Genomic DNA, 23,977 nt, shown 5'->3' with positions numbered 1-23,977 from the left:
GCTCTCGTGCCCCGGGCAGGCATCAGGAGAGCGGCTTGACCTCCAGGTCGCCCCCGCCTGCCGTGACCATCGCGAAAGCCGTGTAGCCGTCGGCCGCCGACCGCTCGAGCAGCGCCTTCACGTTCTTCGTCCGTCGCTCCAGCCGCACGCGGGCGCCCTCGGCGATCAGCGCGGCCTTCTGCCGGACCAGCTCCTGCACCGGGACGTCCGCATCGTGGATCAGGACCACGGCCTGCGCCAGGGTGTCCTTCTCCTCGGCGATCAGGTCGACGAGACGCTCGAACCCGAGCGAGAACCCGACCGCCGGAACCTGCCGGCCGAGGAACCGCCCGATCATGCCGTCGTAGCGCCCGCCGCCGCCGAGCGAGTATGGGACGGAGGGGTGCGCGAGCTCGAAGATCGTGCCCGTGTAGTAGCCCATGCCACGCACGAGGAACGGGTCGAACACGAGCGGGATGTCGGACTGCCCACGCCCCGCTGCGACCGCCTCGCCGATGCCGACCAGGTGCTCGACGAGCTCGACGGGTGCTCCCTCGGGCAGCGCCTTGCGGATCTGCCGCTCCCCGAACGGGTGGTACTCCATCGTCTGCGGGCGCTGCAGGAAAGCATCGAAGGCGTCGGCGGCGGCCGCGGAAGCGCTGCGTTCGCGCAGCTCCGCGGCGACCCCCTCCGATCCGATCTTGTCGAGCTTGTCGATCGTGATGAGCACCCCTGGGCGCTCCTCGGCCGTGAAGCCGAAGCTGTCCAGCATCCAGTCCAACACCCGGCGGTCGTTGATCCGCACGGTCGCGCCGTCGAGTCCGAGCGCGTCCACGGCGTCGAGGGAGGCGACCATCAGCTCCGCCTCGGCCCGCGAGGAGTCATCGCCCATGATGTCGATGTCGCACTGGACGAACTGCCGATAGCGCCCCTTCTGCGGCCGCTCGGCGCGCCACACCGGGCCGATCTGGATCGACCGGAAGACGGTGGGGAGCTGGCCGCGGTTGCTCGCGTAGAAGCGCGCGAGCGGCACGGTCAGGTCGTAGCGGAGACCGAGGTCCGAGAGCGCGGCGGGGTCGTCGGCCGCGGCCCGGATCGCGTCTGCATCGAGGCCGCGACGGAGGATGTTGTACGAGAGCTTCTCGTTATCGCCGCCGATCCCGGCATGGAGGCGATCGTAGTCCTCGACGACGGGCGTCTCGATCTCGTCGAAGCCGTGCGCGAGGTAGCGCTCGCGGATGACGGAGAGGACCCGCTCACGGCGGGCCTTGTCGGCGGGGAGGATGTCGCGCATACCGCGCGGCGGGTTCACAGTAGCCACGGGTCCATCTTCCCAGGTCGGCCCGAGGGTCCGTGCGCCCGGACGATCAGGAGGCCGCTTCGGCCGCTCTCACGTCGTCCTCGAGCACGCGCAGGCGCTCGCGGAGTGCACGCTCCGCATCCCACCCTGCGACGCGGGCCGTCGCCACCAGCGCGAGCAGTGCGTCACCGAGTTCGGCTTCCGATGCCGGACCGTCGGCCTCGTCGCCGGGTTCGACCGCCACCTCCGCCTGAGCGGCGCGGCCGACCAGTTTCTGGGCGAGGGCGAGTGCCGGCATCCCCCGCGGCACGCCGTCGAGCACGCTGCGGCGGGTGCGCTTCTCCGCGGCCTTCGCCGCGTTCCAGTGCACGAGAACCTGCTCCGGGGTCTCGGCGACCTCACCGGCGAAGACATGCGGATGCCGGCGCACCATCTTCTCGGTGAGCGTCCGTGCCACGTCGTCGATGTCGAACGGATCCTCAGGGTCCTGCGCGGCGATCGCCGCGTGGAACAGCACCTGCCAGAGCAGATCGCCCAGCTCCTCACGCAGATCGTCCCGGGTGCCGGTCTCGACCGCGTCGATCACCTCATGCGATTCCTCGATCAGATACGGCACCAGGTCCTGGTGCGTGATGCGCTGCGACCAGACGCAGCGCGCGCGCACCTCCCGCATGGTCTCGGCAGCGGCGCGGAGCGGATCGTCCACCCCGGCACCCGGCTCAGGCTGAGAGCTCATGCGTCCTCCTTCGAACAGAGCGGAACCGGCTCCGCGCTCAGGACGAGGCGGATGCGGTGCGACGGTACCAGCGCGCACGCAAAGACACGATGAGCGCGGAAAGCAGAAGGGCGATCAACGACCCGACGAGCACGCCGAGGATCGCCTGGTCCCGGATACCGCGATCGTCGGCGAAGGCGAGATTCGCCAACAGCAGCGACACGGTGAACCCGATCCCGCCGAGCGCCCCGGCCGCGAGGATGTCGGCGAACGGCAGCGCCGGATCCGAGCCCTTCGGACGGATGTGCATCGCGAGCCAGCCGAACAGCGAGATCCCGATGATCTTGCCGACCGGCAACGCGACCACGATCCCCCAGAAGGCCGGAGAGAGCTGCGTGGGCGAGAGGGCGGGGATCACCACGAACGCCGCGACGAAGGCGAAGATCGGGAGGATCACCCCGTTCACGGACGGCTCGAGCGCGTGACGCGTGCGGGCAGCGGGAACCGGAGCCATGACGAGACCCAGCAGCACACCGGCGATCGTGGCGTGGATGCCCGACGAAGCCACGAGGCCCCACGTCACGACACCGACCACGACCATCGCGACGGCGATCAGCGGGTGCCCCTTCGCATGCAGGAAGCGGCTGAGGGCCCAGAACACGGCGACCCCCACGACCGCGAGGCCGAGCAGCAGCCACTGCACGTCGCCGGCGAAGAGGACCGCGATGAAGATGATGCCGATGATGTCGTCGAGGATCGCGAGGGCGAGCAGGAAGACGCGCACACGAGACGGCAGACCCTTCCCGAACATCGCCAGCACACCGAGGGCGAAAGCGATGTCGGTCGCGGTCGGAATGGGCCACCCCGAAGACGTCGAGCTGTCTCCCCCGGCGATCAGCAGGTACACCGCGATCGGGACCAGGACACCGCCGGTCGCCGCGATCGCGGGCTGCACGGCCTTGCGCAGGGAATCGAGCTCGCCGTGGGTGAGTTCGTGGCGCAGCTCGATGGCGACCACGAGGAAGAAGACCGCGAGGAGTCCGTCCGACACCCAGTGCTCGATCGACAGGTCGAGGTCGGTCCCCGGCACCGCGATGTGGAAGTCGAGGAAGGCGGCCAACGGATCGTGCGTGGGCAGATTCGCGAGCAACAAGCCGAGACCGGCCGCGAGGAGGAGGAGGACGGCGGGGAACTGCTGCCCGCGGAGGGGGTTCGCTGAGATGCGCATCCGTCCCATCGTATGGTCCCGGATCACCCCGCGGTCCCCGTGCCTTCCGCGATCCGCGCTCCGCGGTCAGGCGTCCGTCCGGCGTCCGTCATGCGTGCAGAACACCCTCGGCGTGCGGGATACTCTCGAAGTGTGACCCCCGCACACTCCTTCTCCGAACCCACGAACACCGAGGCGGTCCGCGTGATCGGCCGTTTCGAAGCCGGCCGCGGCATCCCCGATGCCATGCGCACCGACGTCAGGATGCTCGGGCAGCTGCTCGGGCAGGTACTGCGCGAAGCCGGCGGCGACGGACTCTTCGAAGACGTCGAACGCCTCCGGCTCGCCACGATCCAGGCCTACGACCAGGAGACCCCCGACGCATTCGAACGCGCCGCGGCGATCGCCGAGTCGTTCACGGTCGCCCGCGCCGACGAGGTCGCGCGCGCGTTCACCTGCTACTTCCACCTGGTGAACCTCGCCGAGGAGCACCAACGCGTGCGCGTGCTGCGCGAGCGCGCAGGGCAGCCGGGACGCGAGGACGCCGCCGACACCGTCGCGACCGCATACGCGCGACTGCGGACCGAGGTCGGCGACGACGAGGCGCGCCGGCGCCTGGAGGGCCTGCGCTTCCACCCGGTCTTCACCGCGCATCCGACCGAGGCCCGCCGCCGCGCGGTCTCGTCGAGCATCCGTCGCCTGTCCGAACTCCTCACGCAGCACGACGCAGCGAGCGAGGGCGGCTCGGAGGAGCACCGTGCTCGCCGACGCATGCTGGAGGAGATCGACACGCTCTGGCGCACGGCTCCCCTGCGGTCGCAGAAGCCGTCCCCGACCGACGAGGTCCGCACCGTGATGGGCGTGTTCGACGAGACGCTGTTCACGACCGTGCCGCACGTCTATCGCCGCATCGATGACGCCCTCCGCGGCGAGGAATCCGGCGCCAGTGCCCCGGTCGTGCCCGCGTTCGTGCGGATCGGCTCGTGGGTGGGCGGCGATCGGGACGGCAACCCGTTCGTCACCGCCTCCGTGACCCGCGAAGCCTCGCAGATCGCCGCCGACCATGTGCTGCGCGGCCTCGAGCGCGCGCTCGAGCGGATCGGTCGTGCACTCACGCTCTCGGCGGACGACACCCCGCCGAGCGCCGACGTCACGGCCCTGTGGGACCGATTCGCGGCCGGAGACCCCGAGCTGGCCGCGGAACTCGCGACCCGCTCGCCGGACGAGCCCCACCGTCGCGTGCTGCTGGTGATGTCGCGCCGCATCGCCGCCACCCGTCAGGGCGATGGTGCACGGGCCTACGCCCGCCCCGAAGAGCTGCTCGCCGATCTGCGGGCCGTGCAGTCGTCGCTCGCGGATGCCGGCGCGAAGCGTCACGCATTCGGCGGCGTGCAGCACCTGATCTGGCAGGTCGAGACCTACGGCTTCCACCTGACCGAGCTCGAGGTGCGTCAGCACTCGCAGGTGCACGCGAAGGCGCTGGCCGAGCTGGACGCCGGCGAGGCTCTCAGCGCCCAGACCGAGGAGGTGCTGGAGGTCTTCCGCGCGATCGCGGACATCCAGCGCGATCGCGGTGTGCGGGCCGCAGGGCGCTACGTCGTCTCGTTCACCCAGGCCGCCTCTGATCTCGCCAACGTGCATCGCCTCGCGCGGTACGCCCTGGGCGACGACGCCCCGGTGCTCGACGTGGTCCCGCTGTTCGAGACGTTCGCCGACCTTCAGGCCGCGCCGGGCATCCTCGCCGAAGTCGTGACGTTCCCGGAGTTCCGCGAACGCATGGCCGCCACGGGCAACCGCCTCGAAGTCATGCTCGGCTACTCGGACTCGTCCAAGGACGTCGGTCCGGTCGCCGCGAACCTGGCCCTGTACGAGGCGCAGGAGAAGATCGCCCGCTGGGCGCAGGAATCCGGCATCGTCCTGACGCTCTTCCACGGTCGCGGCGGCGCCCTCGGCCGTGGTGGAGGGCCTGCGAACTCCGCCATCCTCGCGCAGCCGCCGCACTCGGTGGACGGTCGGTTCAAGCTCACCGAGCAGGGCGAGGTCATCTTCGCGCGCTACGGCGAGCCCGCCATCGCGATGCGGCACATCGACCAGGTCGCCGCCGCGACGTTGCTGGCGTCCTCCCCCACGGAGGAAGCGCGCACCAGCCGCGCCGCCGAGCGCTACGCCGAGATCGCCTCGATCATGGACGCCGCTTCACGGGAGCGCTTCTTCTCACTCGTGAAGGCGGAGGGCTTCGCCCCGTGGTTCGCCACCGTGACGCCGCTCGAGGAGATCGGCCTGCTCGCACTCGGGTCCCGCCCCGCACGCCGAGGACTCTCGGTCGAGTCGCTGGAAGATCTGCGGGCGATCCCGTGGGTGTTCGCGTGGACGCAGGCGCGCATCAACCTCGCGGGCTGGTTCGGGCTCGGCACCGCACTGGACGCCGTCGGCGATGAGGAGCTCCTTGCCGAGGCGTATCGCGAGTGGCCGCTGCTGCACACGATGATCGACAACGTGGCGATGAGCCTGGCCAAGACGGATGAGCGCATCGCCCGGGAGTATCTGGCCCTCGGCGACCGTGACGACCTCGCTCAGCTCGTCCTCGATGAGCTGGCGACCACGCGGCGCTGGGTGATCCGGCTCACCGGGGGCGACAGCCTCCTGGAGAACAAGCCGGTCCTGCAACGCGCCGTGCAGCTGCGCAGCCCCTATGTGGATGCGCTCTCGCTCCTGCAGTTGCGTGCACTGCGGGCGCTGCGCTCCGCGGACGAGGAGCCGACGGGCTCGGGAGCCGACGCCGAACAGCAGCGACTGCTCCTGCTCTCGGTGAGTGGAGTCGCCGCGGGCCTGCAGAACACCGGGTGACCGGCAGCCCGCCTGCCGCGTGCGTCGCCCACGATGGACCGCCGCTAGAGTGAAATCTCGCGCCTGATCCGGCGAAGCCTCACGCGACACGATCGCCTGCACCACCATCCCCCACCAGAAAGCCCCTTCCGCGTGACCGCTACGACTCCCGTCGCCTTCCACCCGCTCGCCCCCGCCGTGCAGCCCGTCTTCGACACGGTGCTCGCCCGCAGCCCGCATGAGCCGGAGTTCCAGCAGGCCGTCCACGAAGTGCTGCACTCGATCGCGCCGGTCCTGGAGCAGCACCCGGAATACGTCGAGGGCGGCATCCTGGAACGGCTCGTCGAGCCCGAGCGTCAGATCCTGTTCCGCGTGCCGTGGGTCGACGACTCCGGAAAGCTGCAGGTCAACCGGGGCTACCGCGTGCAGTTCTCCTCGGTGCTCGGCCCGTACAAGGGTGGGCTCCGGTTCCACCCCTCGGTCGACCTGTCGATCATCAAGTTCCTCGGATTCGAGCAGATCTTCAAGAACGCGCTCACCGGTCAGGGCATCGGCGGCGGCAAGGGCGGATCCGACTTCGACCCGCACGGCAAGTCCGACGCCGAGGTCATGCGCTTCTGCCAGTCGTTCATGAACGAGCTCTACCGTCACCTCGGAGAGCACACCGACGTCCCCGCCGGCGACATCGGGGTGGGCGGCCGCGAGATCGGCTACCTGTTCGGCCAGTACCGCAAGATCACCAACCGCCACGAGTCGGGCATGTTCACCGGCAAGGGCACCGGGTGGGGCGGCGCGGAGGTGCGCACAGAGGCGACCGGATACGGCGCGGTGTTCTTCGCCCAGGAGATGCTCGCTGTGCACAACGACTCCCTCGCCGGCAAGCGCGTGGGCATCTCGGGCTCCGGCAACGTCGCGATCTACGCGATCCAGAAGGCCACGCAGCTCGGCGCGACCCCGGTGACCGCCTCCGACTCCTCCGGCTACGTCGTCGACGACGCCGGCATCGACGTCGACCTGCTCCGTCAGCTCAAGGAGGTCGAGCGCGCCCGCATCGTCGAGTACGCCAACCGTCGCCCGAGCGCACGCTTCATCGAGGGCGGCAGCGTCTGGGAGGTCCCGGTCGACATCGCGGTGCCCTCGGCCACGCAGAACGAGGTCAGTCTGTCCGACGCCGAAGCGCTGATCGCCAACGGCGTGCGCGTGGTGTCCGAAGGCGCGAACATGCCGTGTGTGCCGGATGCCGTCGACGCGTTCCAGAAGGCGGGCGTGCTGTTCGCCCCCGGCAAGGCCGCCAACGCGGGCGGTGTCGCGACCTCGGCCCTCGAGATGAGCCAGAACGCGTCGCGCCAGCGCTGGAGCTTCGGGGAAAGCGAGAACAAGCTGCGCGAGATCATGGCGGACATCCACGATGCCGCGTTCGACGCCGCGGAGCGTCACGGTGTCGCAGGTGACTACGTGGCCGGTGCCAACATCGCGGGCTTCGAGCGCGTCGCCGCCGCGATGCTCGCCCAGGGCGTCATCTGATCCCTCGCACCCTCCGTTCCGGTCGCGATATGTCACCGTTTCGGCTGATTTCGGCTGACATATCGCGACGGGAAGGGCTCGTGAGGGACCGCGCCGGCGGTCAGGAACGGTGGGGGCGGCGGTGTGCGTCGTCGAGATGCACGTCCTGCGCATGCCGCGCGAGGGAGCTGCCGTAGCGCTCGGTGAGCTGCACCATCAGGTCGGGGGTGTCCCGGTCGACGCCGAAGACGTGCCCGGGGAAGTCGAGGTCGGGCTGGGCGGCCGCGATGTCGTCCTCACGGTCCGGCGAGAAGAGCTGCACCGGATCACCGACCGCCACCCAGCCGATCGGGACCACCGTGCCTTCGGGCAGGACGGCGCGACGGAGGACGATCGCGTTGACGCGCACCTCGCAGCGCGCCCCCACCAGGGAACCGTTGAACAGACGCGACCCCGAGGCGAGGAACGTCTCCTCACCCACGGTCGCGCCCGCGATGCTCGACAGTGTGCCGATCAGGGTGTGCGCGCCGATGTGCACCGCGTTCGCGGCGGTCGCCCGGATGAGCGCGTTCTCCATCACGATCACGTGCTCGCCGAGGGTGATCGCTCCTCCTTCGGCCGTGATCACGGCGCCGTGCAGCACCTGGCAGCCCGGCCCGATCTCCACGTCGCCCGAGACGACGGCGGTGGGGGCGATGACGGCGGTGTCATGGATGCGGGGCCGAGCCCCGAGGTGCTCGTACAACATGCGGCCAGACTAGTACCGTCGCCGGTCGCCGCGCGCTACTCGGCCGCGACCGGCTCGGGGAAGATCGCGGTGAACAGCTGTCCGACCCACTCGAGCAACTGTGCATCGGGCAGCGGCTCGAGACCGACGCCGACCGCTGCGGGAACCATGGGCATCGGCACGACCAGCGCCTCTCCCCCGGCCACGAGCTTCGCCTTCGGATACAGCCGCTGCAACCGCACCTTGATCGAGTCTTCGAGGCGTGCGGGCGCGATGCGCAGGTTCGACCCCATCACGACCACATCCGTGAGCCCGACGCGGGCGGCACGGCGCCGCAGACGCGAGACCGCGACCAGGCCCTCCACCTCTTCCGGCGGTGTGCCGTAGCGGTCGACGAGCTCCTCGATCACGAGGTCGATGGCCTCGTCCTTCGCCGTCGCCGCCGAGGCCGCCGAGAGCTTCTGATAGGCCTCGAGTCGCAGACGCTCGCTGTCGATGTAGTACTCGGGGATGCGCGCATCGAGCGGCAACTCCAGTCGCAGCTCCTGTCCGGTCTCGACCTCGTCGCCGCGGAAGGTCGCCACGGCCTCGCCGATCATGCGCAGGTACAGGTCGAATCCGACGCCGGCGATGTGTCCGGCCTGCTCGGCACCGAGGAGGTTGCCCGCCCCCCGCAGTTCGAGGTCCTTCAGCGCGACCTGCATGCCGGAGCCGAGGTCGTTGTTGACCGCGATCGTCTGCAGACGGTCTGCCGCGGTCTCGGAGAGCGGCTTGGTCTCGTCGTAGAGGAAGTACGCGTACGCGCGCTCGCGCCCTCGTCCGACACGACCTCGAAGCTGGTGTAGCTGGCTGAGCCCGTACTTGTCGGCGCGGTCGATGATGATCGTGTTCGCGTTGGCGATGTCGAGGCCGGTCTCGATGATGGTCGTCGAGACGAGGACGTCGAACTTGCGCTCCCAGAAGTCGTCGACGACCTGTTCGAGCTGGTGCTCGCCCATCTGTCCGTGGGCGACGGCGATGCGGGCCTCCGGCACGAGTTCGGCGAGCTCGCTCGCCACGCGCTGGATGGACTGCACGCGGTTGTGCACGAAGAAGATCTGCCCCTCGCGCAGGATCTCACGTCGGATCGCGGCGGCCATCTGCTTGTCGCTGCGGGGACCGACGAACGAGAGGATCGGATGACGGTCCTCGGGCGGAGTCGCCAGCGTCGACATCTCCCGGATGCCCGTGACCGCCATCTCGAGCGTGCGCGGGATGGGGGTGGCACTCATGGCGAGGATGTCGACGTTGGTCTTCATCTTCTTGAGCGAGTCCTTGTGCTCGACCCCGAACCGCTGCTCCTCGTCGATGATCATGAGGCCGAGATCCTTGAACATCACCTGATCGGTGAGGATGCGGTGGGTGCCGATCACCATGTCGACCGAGCCCTCCAACAGCCCCTGGAGGGTGAGCCGGGCTTCCTTGTCGGTCTGGAAGCGCGACAACGGCCGCACCTTGACCGGGAACCCGGCGAAGCGCTCGGTGAAGGTCTCGAGGTGCTGCTTCACGAGAAGCGTGGTGGGCACGAGCATCGCGACCTGCTTGCCGTCCTGGATCGCCTTGAACGCGGCACGGACGGCGACCTCGGTCTTGCCGAAGCCGACATCCCCCGAGAGCAGTCGGTCCATCGGGATCGGCCGCTCCATGTCGGCCTTGATCTCGTCGATGGTCTGCAGCTGGTCCTGCGTCTCGGCGAACGGGAACGCCTCCTCCAGCTCGCGCTGCCACGGCGTGTCCGGACCGAAGGCGTGGCCCTTGGCGCTCATGCGCGCGGAGTAGAGCTTCACGAGCTCGACGGCGATGTCGCGGACTGCCTTGCGCGCCTTGCCCTTGGCCTGCGACCAGTCGCTTCCGCCCATCTTCGAGAGCGTGGGCGCTTCGCCGCCGACGTACTTCGAGAGCAGGTCGAGCTGGTCGGTCGGCACGAAGAGCTTGTCGCCCGGGTAGCCGCGTTTGGACGGTGCGTACTCGAGCACGAGGTAGTCGCGGACCGACTTGGCGGCGTTGCGCCCCCCGGTCGACACCTCCCGCTGCGTCATCTCGATGAACCGGCCGATGCCGTGCGTGGCGTGCACGACGAAGTCGCCCTGCTTGAGCTGGAGCGGATCGACGACGTTCTTGCGGCGGGAGGCGAGCTTCTTGACGACGCGCTGGTCGCCGCCGATCGTGCGGCCGTAGAACTCGTTGTCGGTGAGGACCGCGAGCTTCGCCTCCTCGACCTGGAAGCCCGCTTCGACCGAACCGGTGACGAGTGTCGCGACACCGGGCTCCGGCGCCTCGTCGAGCGTCTCGAGCACGCGAGCGGCCAGGCCCCGGTCTGCGAGGACGTCGCGTGCACGATCGACCAGTCCGTGACCGGCGGCGATCACGACCACGCGCCATCCGTCGGTCACCTTCGCCTCGACGAAGGAGATGGCCCCGTCGACGTTGCCGTGGAAGGAGGGGATGACGGCGGCGCCGAGGTTGGTCGCCTCCACCTCGCCCTCGCCGAGGCCGGCGCCGAACGGGCTGAGCCGCCACCACACGCCGCCGCGGTCGCGTACGACCTCCCGGAGCTCGGCGATCGTCAGGAAATCCCCGGCCCCCAGATCGATGGGCGCGGAAGCGCCGGAGGTGGCCGCGCTCCAGGCGGCGTCGAGGAACTCGCGGTTCGTGTCGCCCAGGGTGATGGCACGTGCGCTCGCGCGCTCGGGATCGATGACCGCCGTCGCGCTCCCGGCCGGCAGGTACTCGGCCAACGACTTCAAGGGTCCGGCGACGGCGGGGAGCAGCGACTCCATCCCCTCGACCGGGATACCCTCGGCCATCTTCTCGAGCATGCCGGAGATCGCAGGGAAACCGCCGATCAGCGCCCGGGCGCGTTCGCGGACGTCGGCCGTGAGCAGCAGTTCACGGGTCGGAGGAAGGTCGACGCTCGGGACATCGCCCGGAAGCGAACGTTGGTCGGCCACCGAGAAGGCCCGGATCTGATCGATCTCGTCGCCGAAGAACTCCACGCGGTAGGGATGCTCGGACGTGGGCGGGAACACGTCGAGGATGCCCCCGCGCACCGCGAACTCCCCGCGCCGCGACACCATGTCGACGCGCGAGTACGCCCGCTCGACGAGCTGCTCCACCACGCGGTCGAGTTCGTGACCCCGACTGCCGACCAGGAGCTCGAGCGGCGCGATCTCGCCGAGGTTCCCTGCGATCGGCTGCAGCGCGGCGCGGACGGACGCGACCACGATCAACGGGTGGTCGCCCGACCACTCCGCGATCCGACGCAGCGTCTGCAGCCGCTGACCCACCGTGTCGGGGCTCGGGCTGAGGCGCTCGTGCGGGAGCGTCTCCCACGCGGGGAACGTGAGGATGTCGGCATCGGGCATGTAGGCGTGCATCGCCAGCGCCAGACTCTCCGCCCGCCGACCGGTGGGCACGACCGCGAGAAGAGCGGCCGGATGTCCCGCCGCGGTCCGTCGAGCCAGCAAGCCGGCCAGAGTCGGCGCGTCGAGCCCGTCGACCAGGCCGAGGTCGGCGTCGGTGCGCGCCCAGCTGAGGGCGTCGCGGTACAGAGACGCCTCTTCCAAGGCGCGCAGAATCCCCGGAACAGTCACCGGACAAGACTAGTCGCGCCCACGGACACTCCCGCCGCCGTCCGACGACGAGCGCTCACCTGCGTAGGCTGTCGGGATGGAATCCGTCGTGCTGACCACCGAACGTCTCGTCCTTCATGCTCCGACGGATGCCGACGTCGATGCCATCACCGACGCGTGCCAGGACCCCGAACTCCCCCGCTGGACCACGGTGCCGAGCCCGTACTCGCGCGAGGATGCGGAGGCATTCGTGCGCCTGGTGACCGAGCACTGGAACGCGGGAACAGAGGCCGTCTGGGGCGTCTACGCGGACGGCGGGCTCGTGGGCATGATCGGTCTCCACAACAGGACCGAGCACTTCACGGGCGCGACGGCCGAACTCGGCTACTGGGTCGAGGTCTCCGCGCGCGGCAAGGGCTACCTCGTCGAAGCGGCCCATGCCGTGATCGACTGGGGGTTCACCGACCTCGGCCTCGCCCGCATCCGGTGGCAGGCCGTGGTGGGGAACGTCCCTTCCGCACGGGCCGCGCGCGCTCTCGGCTTCCGCTACGAAGGTCTGCAGCGCCAGGCGCTGACCAGCCAGCGCGGCCGTGACGACGGGTGGATCGCGGGGCTGCTGCCCGACGACGACCGCACCCCGGTGGACTGGCCGGTGCTCTGAGGGCCGCCCGCCGGGTGACAGTGTCGGCGGCCGGTGACAGGATGAACGCATGCCGGAGATGCCGGAAGTCCAGGGCCTGACCACCTTCCTCGACGAGCGCGCCGTGGGGCGGACGATCACGCGGGCGACCGTCGCCGCCATCGCCGCGCTCAAGACCTACGACCCACCGATCACTGCGCTGCAGGGACGCACGATCACGGCCTGCGCTCGCCTCGGCAAATTCGTGGTTCTCTCGTGCGGCGACGACCTGCACCTCGTGTTCCACCTCGCGAAGGCGGGGTGGCTCCGGTGGTACGACGCGCTGCCGACCACGCTCCTCAAGCCGGGCAAGTCCCCCATCGCGCTGCGCATCGCACTCGACGACGGCAGCGGCTTCGATCTCACGGAGGCCGGGACGAAGAAGTCGCTCGCGGTCTCCGTGGTCCGCGACCCGCAGGAGGTCCCCGGCATCGCGCGGCTCGGGCCCGACCCTCTCGACCCCGCGTTCACCAGAGAGGCGTTCGCGGCGCTGCTGGATGAGCGCCGGATGCAGATCAAGGGGCTGCTGCGCGACCAAGCGGTGATCGCGGGCATCGGCAACGCGTACTCCGACGAGATCCTGCACGCCGCGCGCATGTCGCCGTATGCGATCGCCGGAAAGCTGGACGATGCCGAGATCGACCGCTTGTTCGCCGCCCTGCGCGAGACGCTGACGGAAGCGGTCGCCGAAGCGTCCGGCAAGCCGCCGGCCGATCTGAAAGACGCCAAGCGCCGCGGGATGCAGGTGCACGCCCGCCGCGGAGAGGCCTGCCCGGTATGCGGCGACACGGTGCGCAGCGTCTTCTTCGCCGACCGTTCGCTCGAGTACTGCCCCACCTGCCAGACCGGCGGCAAAGTGCTCGCCGACCGGCGGCTCTCGCGGCTGCTCAAGTGACGGCGGTGGCGAGCGGCGGGGGAAGGTCCCTGTCGTGGAATGACAAGGTCCCTGTCGTGGAATGAAATGCGTGCAGGCGCGTTGAGTACACTCAGAGCAACAACGTGCTCCGGGGTCGGTGAGAATCCGAACCGGCGGTGACAGTCCGCGAGCGTCTCGAGAGATCGGGATGCCGATCCGGTGGAACTCCGGGACCGACGGTGATGCGAGGGAGACTTCGCTAGTCCGGAAGGGAGGCAGCACGAGACGCATCCGTGCGTCCGTTCCGCCATCCCTCCGACCCCCGGAGCCTCAGAGGAGGACGACGGATGGCAGTGAACGCGGCAGAGCGCGACGCGATGGTTCGCGCGCTCCACCTCGCCGCCCGCGGACCACGAGGGGCGAACCCGCAGGTGGGCGCGGTCATCCTCTCCCCCGAAGGCAGGGTGCTCGCCGAGGGGTGGCACCGGGGTGCCGGCACCCCGCACGCCGAGGTCGACGCGCTCTCGAAGCTCGACCCCCTCGAGGCCCGCGGCGCCACGGCCGTCGTCACCCTGGAACCCTGCAACCACACCGGCCGCACGGGTCCGTGCGCCGTCGCGCTGATCGAGGCCGGCATCGCCCGCGTCGTCTACGCACTCGACGACCCGGGCGCCGTCTCCGGTGGCGGGGCCGATCGGCTGCGTGCGTCCGGTGTCGACGTCGAGTCGGGAGAACAGGCCGAGGCCGCGCACGCCGTGATCGACGGGTGGCTCACCGCGCAGCGGCTCGGACGCCCGCACGTCACGGTCAAGTGGGCGCAGAGTCTGGACGGGCGCGCCGCTGCGGACGACGGTTCGAGCATGTGGATCACGGGCCCGGAGGCGCGCGCCGATGTGCACCGACGCCGTGCAGAGGCCGACGCCATCGCGGTCGGCACCGGCACCGTGCTCGCCGACGACCCCTCTCTCACCGCCCGCGACGGCGACGCCCTGCTGCCCCACCAGCCGATCCCGGTGGTCATCGGCGCGCGGGTCACTCCGGACGATGCCATGGTGCGTCGGCATCCCCACACGCCGCTGTTCTTCGACACCCATGATCTGCACGCGGTCCTGGCCGATCTGCACTCCCGTGGTGTGCAGAGCCTGTTCGTCGAAGGGGGCCCGACCCTCGCCAGCGCTTTCCTCGCGGCCGGGTTCGCCGACCGCATCCTCGCGTACGTCGCGCCCGTGCTGCTCGGCGGCCGGCGACTCGCGCTGACCGACATCGGGGTCGGTTCCCTCACCGAGGCCCGGCGCCTCACCATCGACGAGTGGGTGCCCCTCGGGGGCGACCTCCTCGCCATCGCACACCCCGCGGAAGAGACCGACCCGCAGCACGAAGGAGCCGCCTGATGTTCACCGGAATCATCGAGGAGATGGGCGAGATCACCGCGATCGCCCCGTCCGGAGACGGCTGGCGCCTGACCGTGCGCGCCCCCCGAGCCGCCGCGGATGCCGTCCACGGCGAGTCGATCGCCGTCTCGGGAGTCTGCCTGACCGTGGTCGGCTCGACAGCGGACACCTTCGACGCCGACGTGATGAAGCAGACGCTCGACGTCTCGGCCATCGGGTCGGCGACGGTCGGCACCCGGGTGAACATCGAGAAGGCCATGCCCGTCGGCGCCCGGCTCGGCGGTCACATCGTCCAGGGCCATGTCGACGGCACCGGCGACGTGCTCGCGGTGCGGCCGGGGGTCGAGTGGAGCGTGCTGCGCATCAGCCTCCCCGCCGACCTCGCGCCGCTGGTCGTCGACAAGGGGTCGATCTCGGTCGACGGCACTTCGTTGACCGTCAGCGCCGTCAGTGCCCCCGCCGCCCCCTCCCCGTGGTTCGAGATCTCACTGATCCCGGAGACCCTGGCCGCGACCACCCTCGGCGTCCGCGCCGTCGGGGACCGCGTGAACCTGGAGACCGACATCCTCGCCCGGCACGTCGAGCGCTTGCTCGCGTTCCGCGCCGCACCGGAAGGAGGCTCACGATGAGCCTTTCCACGATCGCCGAGGCCCTGGACGCACTGCGCGCCGGGCGACCCGTTCTCGTCGCCGACGACGAGAACCGTGAGAACGAAGGCGATGTCATCCTCTCGGCAGAGCTCGCGACCCCCGAGTGGGTGGCATGGACCGTGCGCTGGTCGTCCGGATTCATCTGCGCCCCGATGCCCGCCGACCTCGCCGATCACCTGAACCTGCCGCCGATGGTCGCCGCCAGCGAAGACGCCCGCTCCACCGCGTACACCGTGAGCGTCGACGCCGCCCAGGGCGTCACGACCGGCATCAGCGCGCATGATCGCGCACACACCCTGAACGTGCTGTCGGATCCGGAGTCGACGTCGACCAGCATCATCCGCCCCGGACACGTCCTGCCGCTCCGCGCCGTGGACGGCGGCGTGCGCGAGCGCAGCGGGCACACCGAGGCCGCTGTCGAGCTGATGAAGCTGGCCGGGCTCCGCCCCGTCGGAGCGATCGCCGAGGTCGTCGCGGAGGACGGCAGCATGATGCGCCTTCCGGGCCTGATCGAACTCGGCGCCCGCGACGGGGTGCCGGTCATCACGATCGAACAGCTCATCGACCACCTCAACGAGATCGACCCCGACGGCGCGACGCCGAGCGCGCACCGCGGTCGTCGTGTGAGCCTGCGCGCCGACGCCACGGTGCCGACGACCCACGGCAGCTTCCGATTCCTGGCGTACAAGGACCGCATCACCGGCACCGATCACATCGCCGTCGTCTCCGGTGAGCCCGGCGAGACGGCGCTCGTGCGGGTGCACTCCGAATGCCTGACGGGTGAGGCGTTCGGGTCGCTGAAGTGCGAGTGCGGTCCGCAGCTCGACTCCGCCCTCGACGCGATCGAGAAGGAGAGCGGCGTCGTCATCTACATGCGCGGGCACGAGGGGCGCGGGATCGGGCTCATCAACAAGCTGCGCGCGTACAGCCTGCAGGAAGAGGGGCTCGACACGGTCGACGCCAACCTCGCGCTGGGTCTGCCCGCCGACGCCCGTGACTACGCGGCAGCGGCCGGGATCCTCGCCGACCTGGGTGTGTCGAAGGTGCGCCTCCTGACGAACAACACCGACAAGGTCGCACAGCTGCGCGAACTCGGCCTCGACGTCGTCGAGCAGGTACCGCTGATCGTCGGCGTCGGACCCAACAACCACCAGTACCTGGAGACCAAGCGTGACCGGATGGGTCACATCATCGGCGAAGCAGAGCTCGCAGAAGCTCTCGCCAAAGGAGAGGACGAGAAATGAGCGGCGCAGGAGCACCCGAGACCGGCAACATCGACGGGCGGGGACTGAATGTCGTGATCGTGGCCGGCACCTGGCACGAGACGATCTCGAACGGCCTGATCGCCGGAGCCGAGCGTGTGCTGTCGGCAGCGCAGGCCACGCACCGACTGGTACGCGTGCCCGGATCCTTCGAGCTCGCGATCGCTGCGCAGGCGGCCTTCGCCGGTGGTGCGGATGCGGTCGTCGCGCTGGGCGTCATCATCCGCGGCGGGACCCCTCACTTCGAGTACGTGTCGGCGGCGACCACCGACGGCCTCACCCGGGTCGCGCTCGATGCCGGCAAGCCGGTCGGGTTCGGTGTGCTGACCCTCGACGACGAGCAGCAGGGACTCGACCGCGCGGGCCTCGACGGCTCGAAGGAGGACAAGGGCGCCGAAGCCGCGGACGCTGCCCTGCGCACCGCCCTCGTGACCCGGGAGCTGCGCGGCTGAGGCGGGCGCGTGCACCTGTCGGGAGAATGACCGGGCGAAGGGGCGAGACCGACGTTTCCGCCCGACATCCGTGCAATCTCCCGACAGGTGAACACAGGCGCACGTCGATTGCCCGTGCCTGAGGTCAGCCTGCCCTTGCTAGCGCAGAAGGGCGCCGCACTCGTACGGTGAAGGCATGGAGACCCTCCGCCACATCGTGCTGTTCGTCCACCTCATCGGATTCGCCGTGCTCTTCGGCGCCTGGGCGGCGCAGGCATTCGGGGGCAAGCGCCAGATCACGAAGATCATGGACTACGGCCTCGCCATCGCCGGTGTCGCCGGCCTCGCTCTCGCCGCACCGTGGGGTATCGAGTACGAGCTCAACTACGTCAAGATCGGCGTCAAGCTGGTCGTGCTGCTGATCATCGGCGCCCTGCTCGGCATCGGCTCCGCCCGTCAGAAGCGCGGCGCCGCCGTGCCGCCCGCCGTGTTCTGGCTGATCGGCATCCTGGCGCTCCTGAACGCGGGTCTCGCCGTCATCTGGCGCTGACCGGCTCCTCTGCTCAGCGCTTCCGCGGAGGTGCCGTGCTCGCGCGCACGATGAGTTCGCAGCTCACGAGCGGCGTCTGCTGACGTCCGGTGCCGTCGAGCTCGGCGAGCAGCGCGTCCACCGCGAGAGCTCCCACGCGTTCCGGATGCTGCTGCACGGTGGTCAGGGGCGGCCACAGCTGTGCAGCGTCGGGCAGGCCGTCGAAACCGACGATGCTGACGTCGCCCGGCACCTCGCGGCCGACTTCGCGAAAGGCCCGCAACACACCGATCGCCATCTGGTCGTTCGCGGCGAAGACGGCCGTGACCTCGGCGCGCTCGCGCAGTTCGACACCGGCTTCGTAACCCGAAGCGGCGGACCAGTCCCCCGGCAGCGGCTCCGGCACGCGACGCCCGTGCTGCTCCAGCGTCTCCCTCCAGGCCTCCCTGCGTCGCTCCGCGGAGTAGGAACGGGCGGGACCGGCGACGTGCCAGACGGTCTCGTGGCCGAGTTCGAGGAGGTGCTCGGTCGCCAAGCGGGCACCCTGCGCCTGATCCGTGTCGACGAACGGATGGGTCTCACCGCGGTTCGAGTCGACGAACACGACGGGGAGGGCCTCGGGGATCTCGATGTCGGCCTCGTCGAGCTGGTGCGCCTCGATCACGATGATGATGCCGTCGACGGCATGCTCTTCGAGCCTCCGGAACGCACCGGCCACGGTCTCACCGGCACTCGACTCCACCGGGATGAGGGTGAGGGCATAGCCGAGCTGGGCGGCGCGCACCGCGATCGCGTCGAGCGTGCGCTGATTTCCGTACGAGCTGAACGAGAACATCACGACGCCGATGGTGCGGAAGCGTCCTGATCGCAGAGCACGCGCCGCGCTGTTGGGCCGGTAGCCGAGACGGTGCATCGCGGCTTCGACGCGCTCACGGGTGGTCGCACCGACGTAGCCCCGGGCGTTCACGACGCGGGACACGGTCTGTCCTGAGACTCCGGCCTCCCGGGCGACGTCCTCCATGGAGGGCTCACGACGACGCGTCGACGTCTCGGTCGGATGCTCTGGGCTCACGATCACCCATCCCCTCATGTGTTGACGTTGACACACTAGCAGTCCATCGAATATGTTGACGTTGACACACGGCGCAGCAAGCGCCCGGATCGTAAGAAGGACTCGTCGATGACGACTGAAATCCCCGCACCCCTGGGCGCCCCCGGCGTCCGACGGCGCGACAGGCGCGATTGGAAGGGCTGGTCCTTCGTCGGCCCGTTCATGGTCGTGTTCGCCCTGGTGTTCCTGACACCGCTCGCCTACGCGCTGTATCTCAGCTTCTTCCAGGAGAAGCTGATCGGCGGAACCGCCTTCGTCGGCCTGGACAACTACGTCCGCGCGCTCACCGACCCGCAGTTCTGGGAGGCGTTCGGCCGCGTGCTCATCTTCCTGGTGGTGCAGGTGCCGATCATGCTCCTCCTCGCGCTCGGCGCCGCCCTCGCCCTGGACAGCGCACGCCTGCGCGGAGCGTCGTTCTTCCGCATCCTGATCTTCCTCCCCTACGCGGTTCCCGCCGTCGTCGCGGTCCTCATGTGGGGCTACATCTACGGCGACCAGTTCGGCCTCACCAGCAACATCAACGACTTCCTCGGCATCGACGCGATCACGCCGTTCGCCAAGGAATGGATGCTCGTCTCGATCGGCAACATCGTCACCTGGGAGTTCGTCGGCTACAACATGCTGATCTTCTACTCCTCGCTCAAGACCATCCCGACCGACATGTACGAGGCGGCCGCCCTGGACGGCGCGGGCGCCTGGCGCACGATCTTCTCCATCAAGATCCCCTCCGTGCGCGGGGCGCTCGTGATCGCGACGATCTTCTCGATCATCGGCAGCTTCCAGCTGTTCAACGAGCCCAACATCCTGCGCCCGCTGGCTCCAAACGTGATCACCACGTTCTTCACCCCGAACATGTACGCGTACAACCTGTCGTTCGCCGGTCAGCAGTTCAACTACGCCGCGACGATCGCCATCATCATGGGCGTGATCACGGCCGTCATCGCCTACGTCGTGCAGCTGCGCGGCTCGACATCGGAGGTGCGCTGACATGGCACTCCCCCTCGCCCGCCCCTCGCGCCGACGCGACGATCCGCTGAAGCCCCGCAAGTCCAACACGCTGCTGATCGTGATGGTCATCTACGCGCTGTACACGCTCGTCCCGCTGGTGTGGCTGCTCTTCAGCTCGACCAAGACGCAGGCCGGACTCTTCAGCTCCTTCGGCCTCTGGTTCGCCGACGACTTCGCGTTCTTCGACAACCTCGTCGCCACGTTCTCCTACCGCGACGGCATCTTCCTCCGCTGGCTGGGCAACACCCTGCTCTACGTGGTGGTCGGCGCCGGCGGTGCGACACTGCTCGCCACGATGGCCGGCTACGGACTCGCGAAGTTCCGCTTCCCCGGGCGGCGCGCAGTGTTCGCCGTGGTCCTCGGCGCTGTGGCGGTGCCGGGTACGGCACTGGCCGTGCCGACCTTCCTGCTCTTCAGCGAGCTCGGGCTCACGAACACGCCCTGGGCCGTGATCATCCCCTCGCTCATCAGCCCGTTCGGGCTGTACCTGATCTGGGTGTTCGCCTCCGAATCGGTGCCGACCGAACTCCTCGAGGCCGCACGCATCGACGGAGCCGGCGAGTTCCGGACGTTCTTCACGATCTCGATGCGGCTTCTCGCCCCGGGCATCGTCACGGTCGCGCTCTTCACGGTCGTCGCCACCTGGAACAACTACTTCCTGCCGCTGATCATGCTGTCGGACCCCGCCTGGTACCCCCTGACCGTCGGCCTGAACCAATGGAGCGCTCAGGCCATCGGCGCAGGATCCCAGCCGATCTACAACCTCGTGATCATGGGCTCGCTCCTCACGATCATCCCGATCGTCATCGCCTTCCTGCTGCTGCAGCGCTTCTGGCAGTCAGGTCTCACCGCGGGAAGCGTCAAGCAATAGCTCCCCGCATCTTCTGCAACACCCCCGCGATCCGATGCTGGACCGCACCTCCCGAAAGGACACAGCAATGAAGCACCTTCCCTCACCGACCCGGCGCAGCCTCGCCGTGCTCGCCGCCGGAACCGTGGCAGCACTGGCGCTGGCCGGCTGCAGCACCGGCGGCACGACCGACTCCGGTTCCGGCACCGATGCGGGCTCCGGCTCCTTCGACGCCGTCGAAGCCGCCCTGGAGAAGGGCGGAGAGATCACGTACTGGTCCTGGACCCCGTCCGCCGAGGCGCAGGTCGAGGCCTTCCAGAAGGAGTACCCGAACGTCACCGTCAATCTGGTCAACGCCGGGACGAACAACGAGGAGTACACCAAGCTGCAGAACGCGATCAAGGCGGGCTCCGGCGCCCCCGACGTCGTACAGATCGAGTACTACGCCTTCCCGCAGTTCGCCCTCACCGACGCCTTCGCCGACCTCTCGGCCTACGGGTTCGCCGACTTCGAGGACGACTACACCGCCTCGACCTGGAACTCCGTCACGAACGGCGACGCGATCTACGGTCTGCCGCAGGACTCCGGCCCCATGGCCCTGTTCTACAACAAGACCGTGTTCGACGCCGCCGGTGTCACGGTGCCCACCACGTGGGACGAGTATTACGAGGCCGCCAAGAAGATCCACGCAGCGAACCCCGACGCCTACATCACCAACGACGCCGGGGACGCGGGCTTCGCGACCTCGATGATCTGGCAGGCCGGCGGAAAGCCGTTCGAGACCTCGGGCACCGACGTCACGATCGACCTGCAGGACGCGGGCTCGAAGAAGTGGACCGAGAACTGGAACCGCCTCGTCGAGGAAGACCTGATCGCGCCCTACGGCAGCTGGAGCGACGAGTGGTTCCGTGCCCTCGGCGACGGCAGCCTCGCCAGCCTCGTGATCGGCGCCTGGATGCCCGGAAACCTCATCTCGGGCGCACCCGACGGCGCAGGCGACTGGCGCGTCGCCCCCATGCCGACGTATGACGGCACCCCGGCGAGCGCGGAGAACGGCGGTGGTGGCCAGGCCGTCACGACGCAGAGCGAGAACCCCGAGCTGGCGGCCGGCTTCCTGTGGTGGCTGAACAACTCCGAAGAGAGCATCTCGATCTTCCTCGAAAGCGGCGGGTTCCCGTCCACGACCGCCGAGCTGTCCAGCGAGGAGTTCCTCTCCGACGCTCCCGAGTACTTCGGCGGCCAGAAGATCAACGAGGTGCTCGCCGCCGCGGCCGATGACGTCGTCGAAGGCTGGAGCTACCTGCCCTACCAGGTGTACGCCAACAGCATCTTCGGCGACACCGTCGGCCAGTCGTACCAGAACGGCACCGATCTGAACGACGGCCTGACCGCCTGGCAGGACGCGCTGGTCGAGTACGGCAACGCGCAGGGCTTCACCGTCAACAAGTAATACCCGCGAGCTGTGCCGGTCCCGGATCCCCCGTCACGGGATCGGCACAGCTCGCCTCATCGAAAGCACCACGACTCGTGACCTCCTTCTCCCTCGGCGACACCGACTTCCTCCGCGACGGACGACCGCACCAGGTCATCTCCGGCGCGATCCACTACTTCCGCGTGCACCCGGACCAGTGGCAGGACCGCATCCGCAAAGCCCGGCTGATGGGGTTGAACACGATCGAGACATACGTGGCCTGGAACGCGCACGAACCTCGACGCGGCGAGTGGGACGCGAGTGGGTGGAACGATCTCGGGCGCTTCCTCGACCTGATCCACGCGGAGGGTCTGGACGCGATCGTCCGCCCCGGTCCGTACATCTGCGCGGAGTGGCACAACGGCGGGCTGCCGGTCTGGCTCACCGGTGGCACGGGTGGGCTGCGTTCCTCGGCGCCGGAGTACCTCGTGGAGGTGAGCGCGTACCTCCGCCGCGTGTACGACATCGTCGCACCGCGCCAGATCGATCGCGGCGGACCGGTCGTGCTCGTGCAGATCGAGAACGAGTACGGAGCCTACGGCTCGGACGCGGCGTATCTCGAAACGCTGGTCACGGTCACCCGCGAGGCCGGGATCACGGTGCCGCTGACGACCGTCGACCAGCCGGTCGACCGGATGCTGACGAACGGGAGCCTCCCCGGGCTGCACAAGACCGGGTCCTTCGGCTCACGCAGCACCGAGCGCCTCGCAACGCTGCGCCGGCATCAGCCCACCGGCCCCCTGATGTGCTCGGAGTTCTGGGACGGATGGTTCGACTGGTGGGGCGGCGTGCACCACACGACGGACGTCGCGACCACGGCCGCCGACCTGGATGCGCTCCTGGCCGCCGGCGCCTCGGTCAACATCTACATGTTCCACGGCGGCACGAACTTCGCACTCACGAACGGCGCGAACGACAAGGGACGCTATCTCCCGCTCGTGACCTCCTACGACTACGACGCCCCGCTCGACGAGGCGGGCAACCCGACGGAGAAGTTCTTCGCTTTCCGCGACGTGATCGCGCGCCATGCGCCCGTGCCGGACGAACTGCCCGCGAGCGCGACCCCCGCCCCCGCGCTCGAGGTCCCCCTCGTCGCCAAAGGTGCCTGGACGACGACCGCGGGATCGGCGGAACCGACGGCCCACCCCGAGACCTTCGATGCGCTCGGACACCAGAGCGCGTTGATGCGCTACGACGTCGACCTCCCCCACCGCAACGGCGGGGTGCTCCTCGTCGACGAACTCCGGGACCTGGGCTGGGTCAGCGTCGACGGGCGCGCGGTCGGCACGATCTCCCGCACCAGCCATGACCGCGCGATCCGGATCCCCGGTGGCCGCACCCTGAGCATCCTGGTGGAGGACCAGGGGCGGGTGAACTACGACCACCGGCTCGGCGAGGAGAAGGGACTCATCGGGGCGGTCACCCTCGACGGGGCACCGCTGAGCGGATGGCGCTGCACGCCGCTGGACGTCGCCGCCATCGCCGCGGGGATCGGGACGGACGCTGTCGCGGACGCCGAGGCAACGACTTCCGGAGATGGTCCGACAGCATGGACCGCCGAGTTCGAGCTGGATGCCCGCGCCGATCTCTTCCTCGAAACCGCGAGCTGGAGCAAGGGCTACGCGTTCGTGAACGGGTTCTTCCTCGGCCGCTACTGGCGCAACGGACCGCAGCGCACGCTCTACGTGCCCGCCCCCGTCACCGTCGCCGGGACGAATCGCCTCGTCGTCCTGGAGCTCGAGCAGCTCATCGAGCGCCGGGCCGCTTTCGTTCCTTCCCCGTCGCTCGGCGCCACGGAGGAGTGACCCTCGAATCGCGCAGACGGCTGCATCCGGTACGCAGATGCAGCCGTCTGCGCGACTCGAACAGGT

The 23,977-nt window shown here is 69.3% G+C and carries 19 protein-coding genes and 1 riboswitch; of the genes, 13 read left to right on the top strand and 6 right to left on the bottom strand.

The window, feature by feature from the left end; translation table 11 throughout:
- Positions 1-22 precede the first annotated feature (22 nt).
- From hisS to nhaA, 3 genes are all read right to left on the bottom strand, one after another.
- Positions 23-1,273, bottom strand: coding sequence for a histidine--tRNA ligase (hisS, locus tag L978_RS11390; RefSeq protein WP_047523189.1), 1,251 nt, complete (start codon positions 1,271-1,273; stop codon positions 23-25).
- A 73-nt stretch (positions 1,274-1,346) separates the two neighbouring features.
- Entirely contained in the window at positions 1,347-2,015 is a 669-nt protein-coding gene (locus tag L978_RS11385) for a MazG family protein (RefSeq protein ID WP_047523188.1), read from the bottom strand.
- Positions 2,016-2,052: 37 nt separating this feature from the next.
- On the bottom strand, positions 2,053-3,222 hold the full coding sequence (nhaA, locus tag L978_RS11380; protein WP_047523187.1) for a Na+/H+ antiporter NhaA: 1,170 nt from the start codon (positions 3,220-3,222) through the stop codon (positions 2,053-2,055).
- 132 nt (positions 3,223-3,354) lie between these two features.
- Between nhaA and L978_RS11375 the strand changes: the two genes are divergently transcribed.
- Positions 3,355-6,048 (top strand): phosphoenolpyruvate carboxylase, encoded by a 2,694-nt coding sequence (locus tag L978_RS11375; protein WP_047523186.1) that lies wholly within the window; start codon positions 3,355-3,357, stop codon positions 6,046-6,048.
- A gap of 132 nt (positions 6,049-6,180) precedes the next feature.
- Positions 6,181-7,551: an NADP-specific glutamate dehydrogenase gene (gene gdhA, locus L978_RS11370; protein ID WP_047523185.1), complete on the top strand. Its 1,371-nt coding sequence runs from the start codon at positions 6,181-6,183 to the stop codon at positions 7,549-7,551.
- A gap of 100 nt (positions 7,552-7,651) precedes the next feature.
- On the opposite strand, the gene L978_RS11365 is transcribed toward gdhA, so the two are convergent.
- On the bottom strand, positions 7,652-8,278 hold the full coding sequence (locus L978_RS11365; RefSeq protein WP_047523184.1) for a gamma carbonic anhydrase family protein: 627 nt from the start codon (positions 8,276-8,278) through the stop codon (positions 7,652-7,654).
- Between the two features lie 35 nt (positions 8,279-8,313).
- A complete protein-coding gene (gene mfd, locus L978_RS11360; RefSeq protein WP_047523183.1) occupies positions 8,314-11,889 on the bottom strand; it encodes a transcription-repair coupling factor in 3,576 nt (1,191 codons plus the stop codon).
- Positions 11,890-11,965: 76 nt separating this feature from the next.
- Between mfd and L978_RS11355 the strand changes: the two genes are divergently transcribed.
- From L978_RS11355 to L978_RS11325, 7 genes are all read left to right on the top strand, one after another.
- Positions 11,966-12,529 (top strand): GNAT family N-acetyltransferase, encoded by a 564-nt coding sequence (locus L978_RS11355; RefSeq protein WP_047523182.1) that lies wholly within the window; start codon positions 11,966-11,968, stop codon positions 12,527-12,529.
- A gap of 49 nt (positions 12,530-12,578) precedes the next feature.
- Complete coding sequence (locus tag L978_RS11350) at positions 12,579-13,442, top strand: Fpg/Nei family DNA glycosylase (RefSeq protein WP_047523181.1); 864 nt, start codon at positions 12,579-12,581, stop codon at positions 13,440-13,442.
- Positions 13,443-13,543: 101 nt separating this feature from the next.
- Positions 13,544-13,688: riboswitch (FMN riboswitch) on the top strand.
- A 62-nt stretch (positions 13,689-13,750) separates the two neighbouring features.
- On the top strand, positions 13,751-14,794 hold the full coding sequence (gene ribD, locus L978_RS11345) for a bifunctional diaminohydroxyphosphoribosylaminopyrimidine deaminase/5-amino-6-(5-phosphoribosylamino)uracil reductase RibD (RefSeq protein WP_047523180.1): 1,044 nt from the start codon (positions 13,751-13,753) through the stop codon (positions 14,792-14,794).
- Positions 14,794-15,423 carry a riboflavin synthase gene (locus tag L978_RS11340; protein WP_047523179.1) on the top strand — a complete coding sequence of 210 codons (630 nt, stop codon included), beginning with the start codon at positions 14,794-14,796 and terminating at the stop codon, positions 15,421-15,423. Before ribD ends, L978_RS11340 begins: the two co-directional genes overlap by 1 nt.
- A complete protein-coding gene (locus tag L978_RS11335; RefSeq protein ID WP_047523178.1) occupies positions 15,420-16,688 on the top strand; it encodes a bifunctional 3,4-dihydroxy-2-butanone-4-phosphate synthase/GTP cyclohydrolase II in 1,269 nt (422 codons plus the stop codon). Before L978_RS11340 ends, L978_RS11335 begins: the two co-directional genes overlap by 4 nt.
- Positions 16,685-17,158, top strand: a complete 474-nt coding sequence (gene ribH, locus L978_RS11330) for a 6,7-dimethyl-8-ribityllumazine synthase (protein WP_047523177.1) — start codon at positions 16,685-16,687, stop codon at positions 17,156-17,158. The genes L978_RS11335 and ribH overlap by 4 nt, the downstream gene beginning before the upstream one ends.
- Before the next feature lie 175 nt (positions 17,159-17,333).
- Complete coding sequence (locus tag L978_RS11325) at positions 17,334-17,687, top strand: hypothetical protein (protein ID WP_047523176.1); 354 nt, start codon at positions 17,334-17,336, stop codon at positions 17,685-17,687.
- A 13-nt stretch (positions 17,688-17,700) separates the two neighbouring features.
- Here the strand turns inward: L978_RS11325 and L978_RS11320 are convergent, their stop codons facing one another.
- Positions 17,701-18,687 (bottom strand): LacI family DNA-binding transcriptional regulator, encoded by a 987-nt coding sequence (locus L978_RS11320; protein ID WP_081997027.1) that lies wholly within the window; start codon positions 18,685-18,687, stop codon positions 17,701-17,703.
- A 159-nt stretch (positions 18,688-18,846) separates the two neighbouring features.
- Here L978_RS11320 and L978_RS11315 point away from each other — a divergent pair, with 159 nt between their 5' ends.
- The 4 genes from L978_RS11315 to L978_RS11300 all read left to right on the top strand — a co-directional run bounded on the left by L978_RS11315 (position 18,847) and on the right by L978_RS11300 (position 23,911).
- A complete protein-coding gene (locus L978_RS11315; protein ID WP_047523174.1) occupies positions 18,847-19,764 on the top strand; it encodes a carbohydrate ABC transporter permease in 918 nt (305 codons plus the stop codon).
- 1 nt (position 19,765) lies between these two features.
- Positions 19,766-20,656, top strand: coding sequence for a carbohydrate ABC transporter permease (locus L978_RS11310; protein ID WP_052193637.1), 891 nt, complete (start codon positions 19,766-19,768; stop codon positions 20,654-20,656).
- 67 nt (positions 20,657-20,723) lie between these two features.
- Positions 20,724-22,085, top strand: a complete 1,362-nt coding sequence (locus L978_RS11305) for an ABC transporter substrate-binding protein (protein ID WP_047523173.1) — start codon at positions 20,724-20,726, stop codon at positions 22,083-22,085.
- A 77-nt stretch (positions 22,086-22,162) separates the two neighbouring features.
- Complete coding sequence (locus L978_RS11300; protein WP_047523172.1) at positions 22,163-23,911, top strand: glycoside hydrolase family 35 protein; 1,749 nt, start codon at positions 22,163-22,165, stop codon at positions 23,909-23,911.
- The last annotated feature ends 66 nt before the right edge of the window (positions 23,912-23,977 follow it).

The sequence above is a fragment of the Microbacterium sp. ZOR0019 genome (assembly GCF_000800925.1).
Taxonomy (GTDB): Bacteria; Actinomycetota; Actinomycetes; order Actinomycetales; family Microbacteriaceae; genus Microbacterium; species Microbacterium aurugineum.
The sequence above is the reverse complement of the archived record's forward strand: the minus strand, read 5'-3'. Positions and strand labels throughout refer to the sequence as shown.

Bases quoted from the DNA above. Each gene is read 5' to 3' on its own strand.
- L978_RS11310 (WP_052193637.1), top strand. From the start codon at position 19,766: ATGGCACTCCCCCTCGCCCGCCCCTCGCGCCGACGCGACGATCCGCTG.
- hisS (WP_047523189.1), bottom strand. From the start codon at position 1,273: ATGCGCGACATCCTCCCCGCCGACAAGGCCCGCCGTGAGCGGGTCCTC.
- L978_RS11325 (WP_047523176.1), top strand. From the start codon at position 17,334: ATGGAGACCCTCCGCCACATCGTGCTGTTCGTCCACCTCATCGGATTC.
- L978_RS11350 (WP_047523181.1), top strand. From the start codon at position 12,579: ATGCCGGAGATGCCGGAAGTCCAGGGCCTGACCACCTTCCTCGACGAG.
- ribD (WP_047523180.1), top strand. From the start codon at position 13,751: ATGGCAGTGAACGCGGCAGAGCGCGACGCGATGGTTCGCGCGCTCCAC.
- L978_RS11340 (WP_047523179.1), top strand. From the start codon at position 14,794: ATGTTCACCGGAATCATCGAGGAGATGGGCGAGATCACCGCGATCGCC.
- L978_RS11305 (WP_047523173.1), top strand. From the start codon at position 20,724: ATGAAGCACCTTCCCTCACCGACCCGGCGCAGCCTCGCCGTGCTCGCC.
- L978_RS11335 (WP_047523178.1), top strand. From the start codon at position 15,420: ATGAGCCTTTCCACGATCGCCGAGGCCCTGGACGCACTGCGCGCCGGG.
- L978_RS11365 (WP_047523184.1), bottom strand. From the start codon at position 8,278: ATGTTGTACGAGCACCTCGGGGCTCGGCCCCGCATCCATGACACCGCC.
- L978_RS11355 (WP_047523182.1), top strand. From the start codon at position 11,966: ATGGAATCCGTCGTGCTGACCACCGAACGTCTCGTCCTTCATGCTCCG.
- L978_RS11315 (WP_047523174.1), top strand. From the start codon at position 18,847: ATGACGACTGAAATCCCCGCACCCCTGGGCGCCCCCGGCGTCCGACGG.
- ribH (WP_047523177.1), top strand. From the start codon at position 16,685: ATGAGCGGCGCAGGAGCACCCGAGACCGGCAACATCGACGGGCGGGGA.
- L978_RS11385 (WP_047523188.1), bottom strand. From the start codon at position 2,015: ATGAGCTCTCAGCCTGAGCCGGGTGCCGGGGTGGACGATCCGCTCCGC.
- L978_RS11320 (WP_081997027.1), bottom strand. From the start codon at position 18,687: ATGGAGGACGTCGCCCGGGAGGCCGGAGTCTCAGGACAGACCGTGTCC.
- nhaA (WP_047523187.1), bottom strand. From the start codon at position 3,222: ATGCGCATCTCAGCGAACCCCCTCCGCGGGCAGCAGTTCCCCGCCGTC.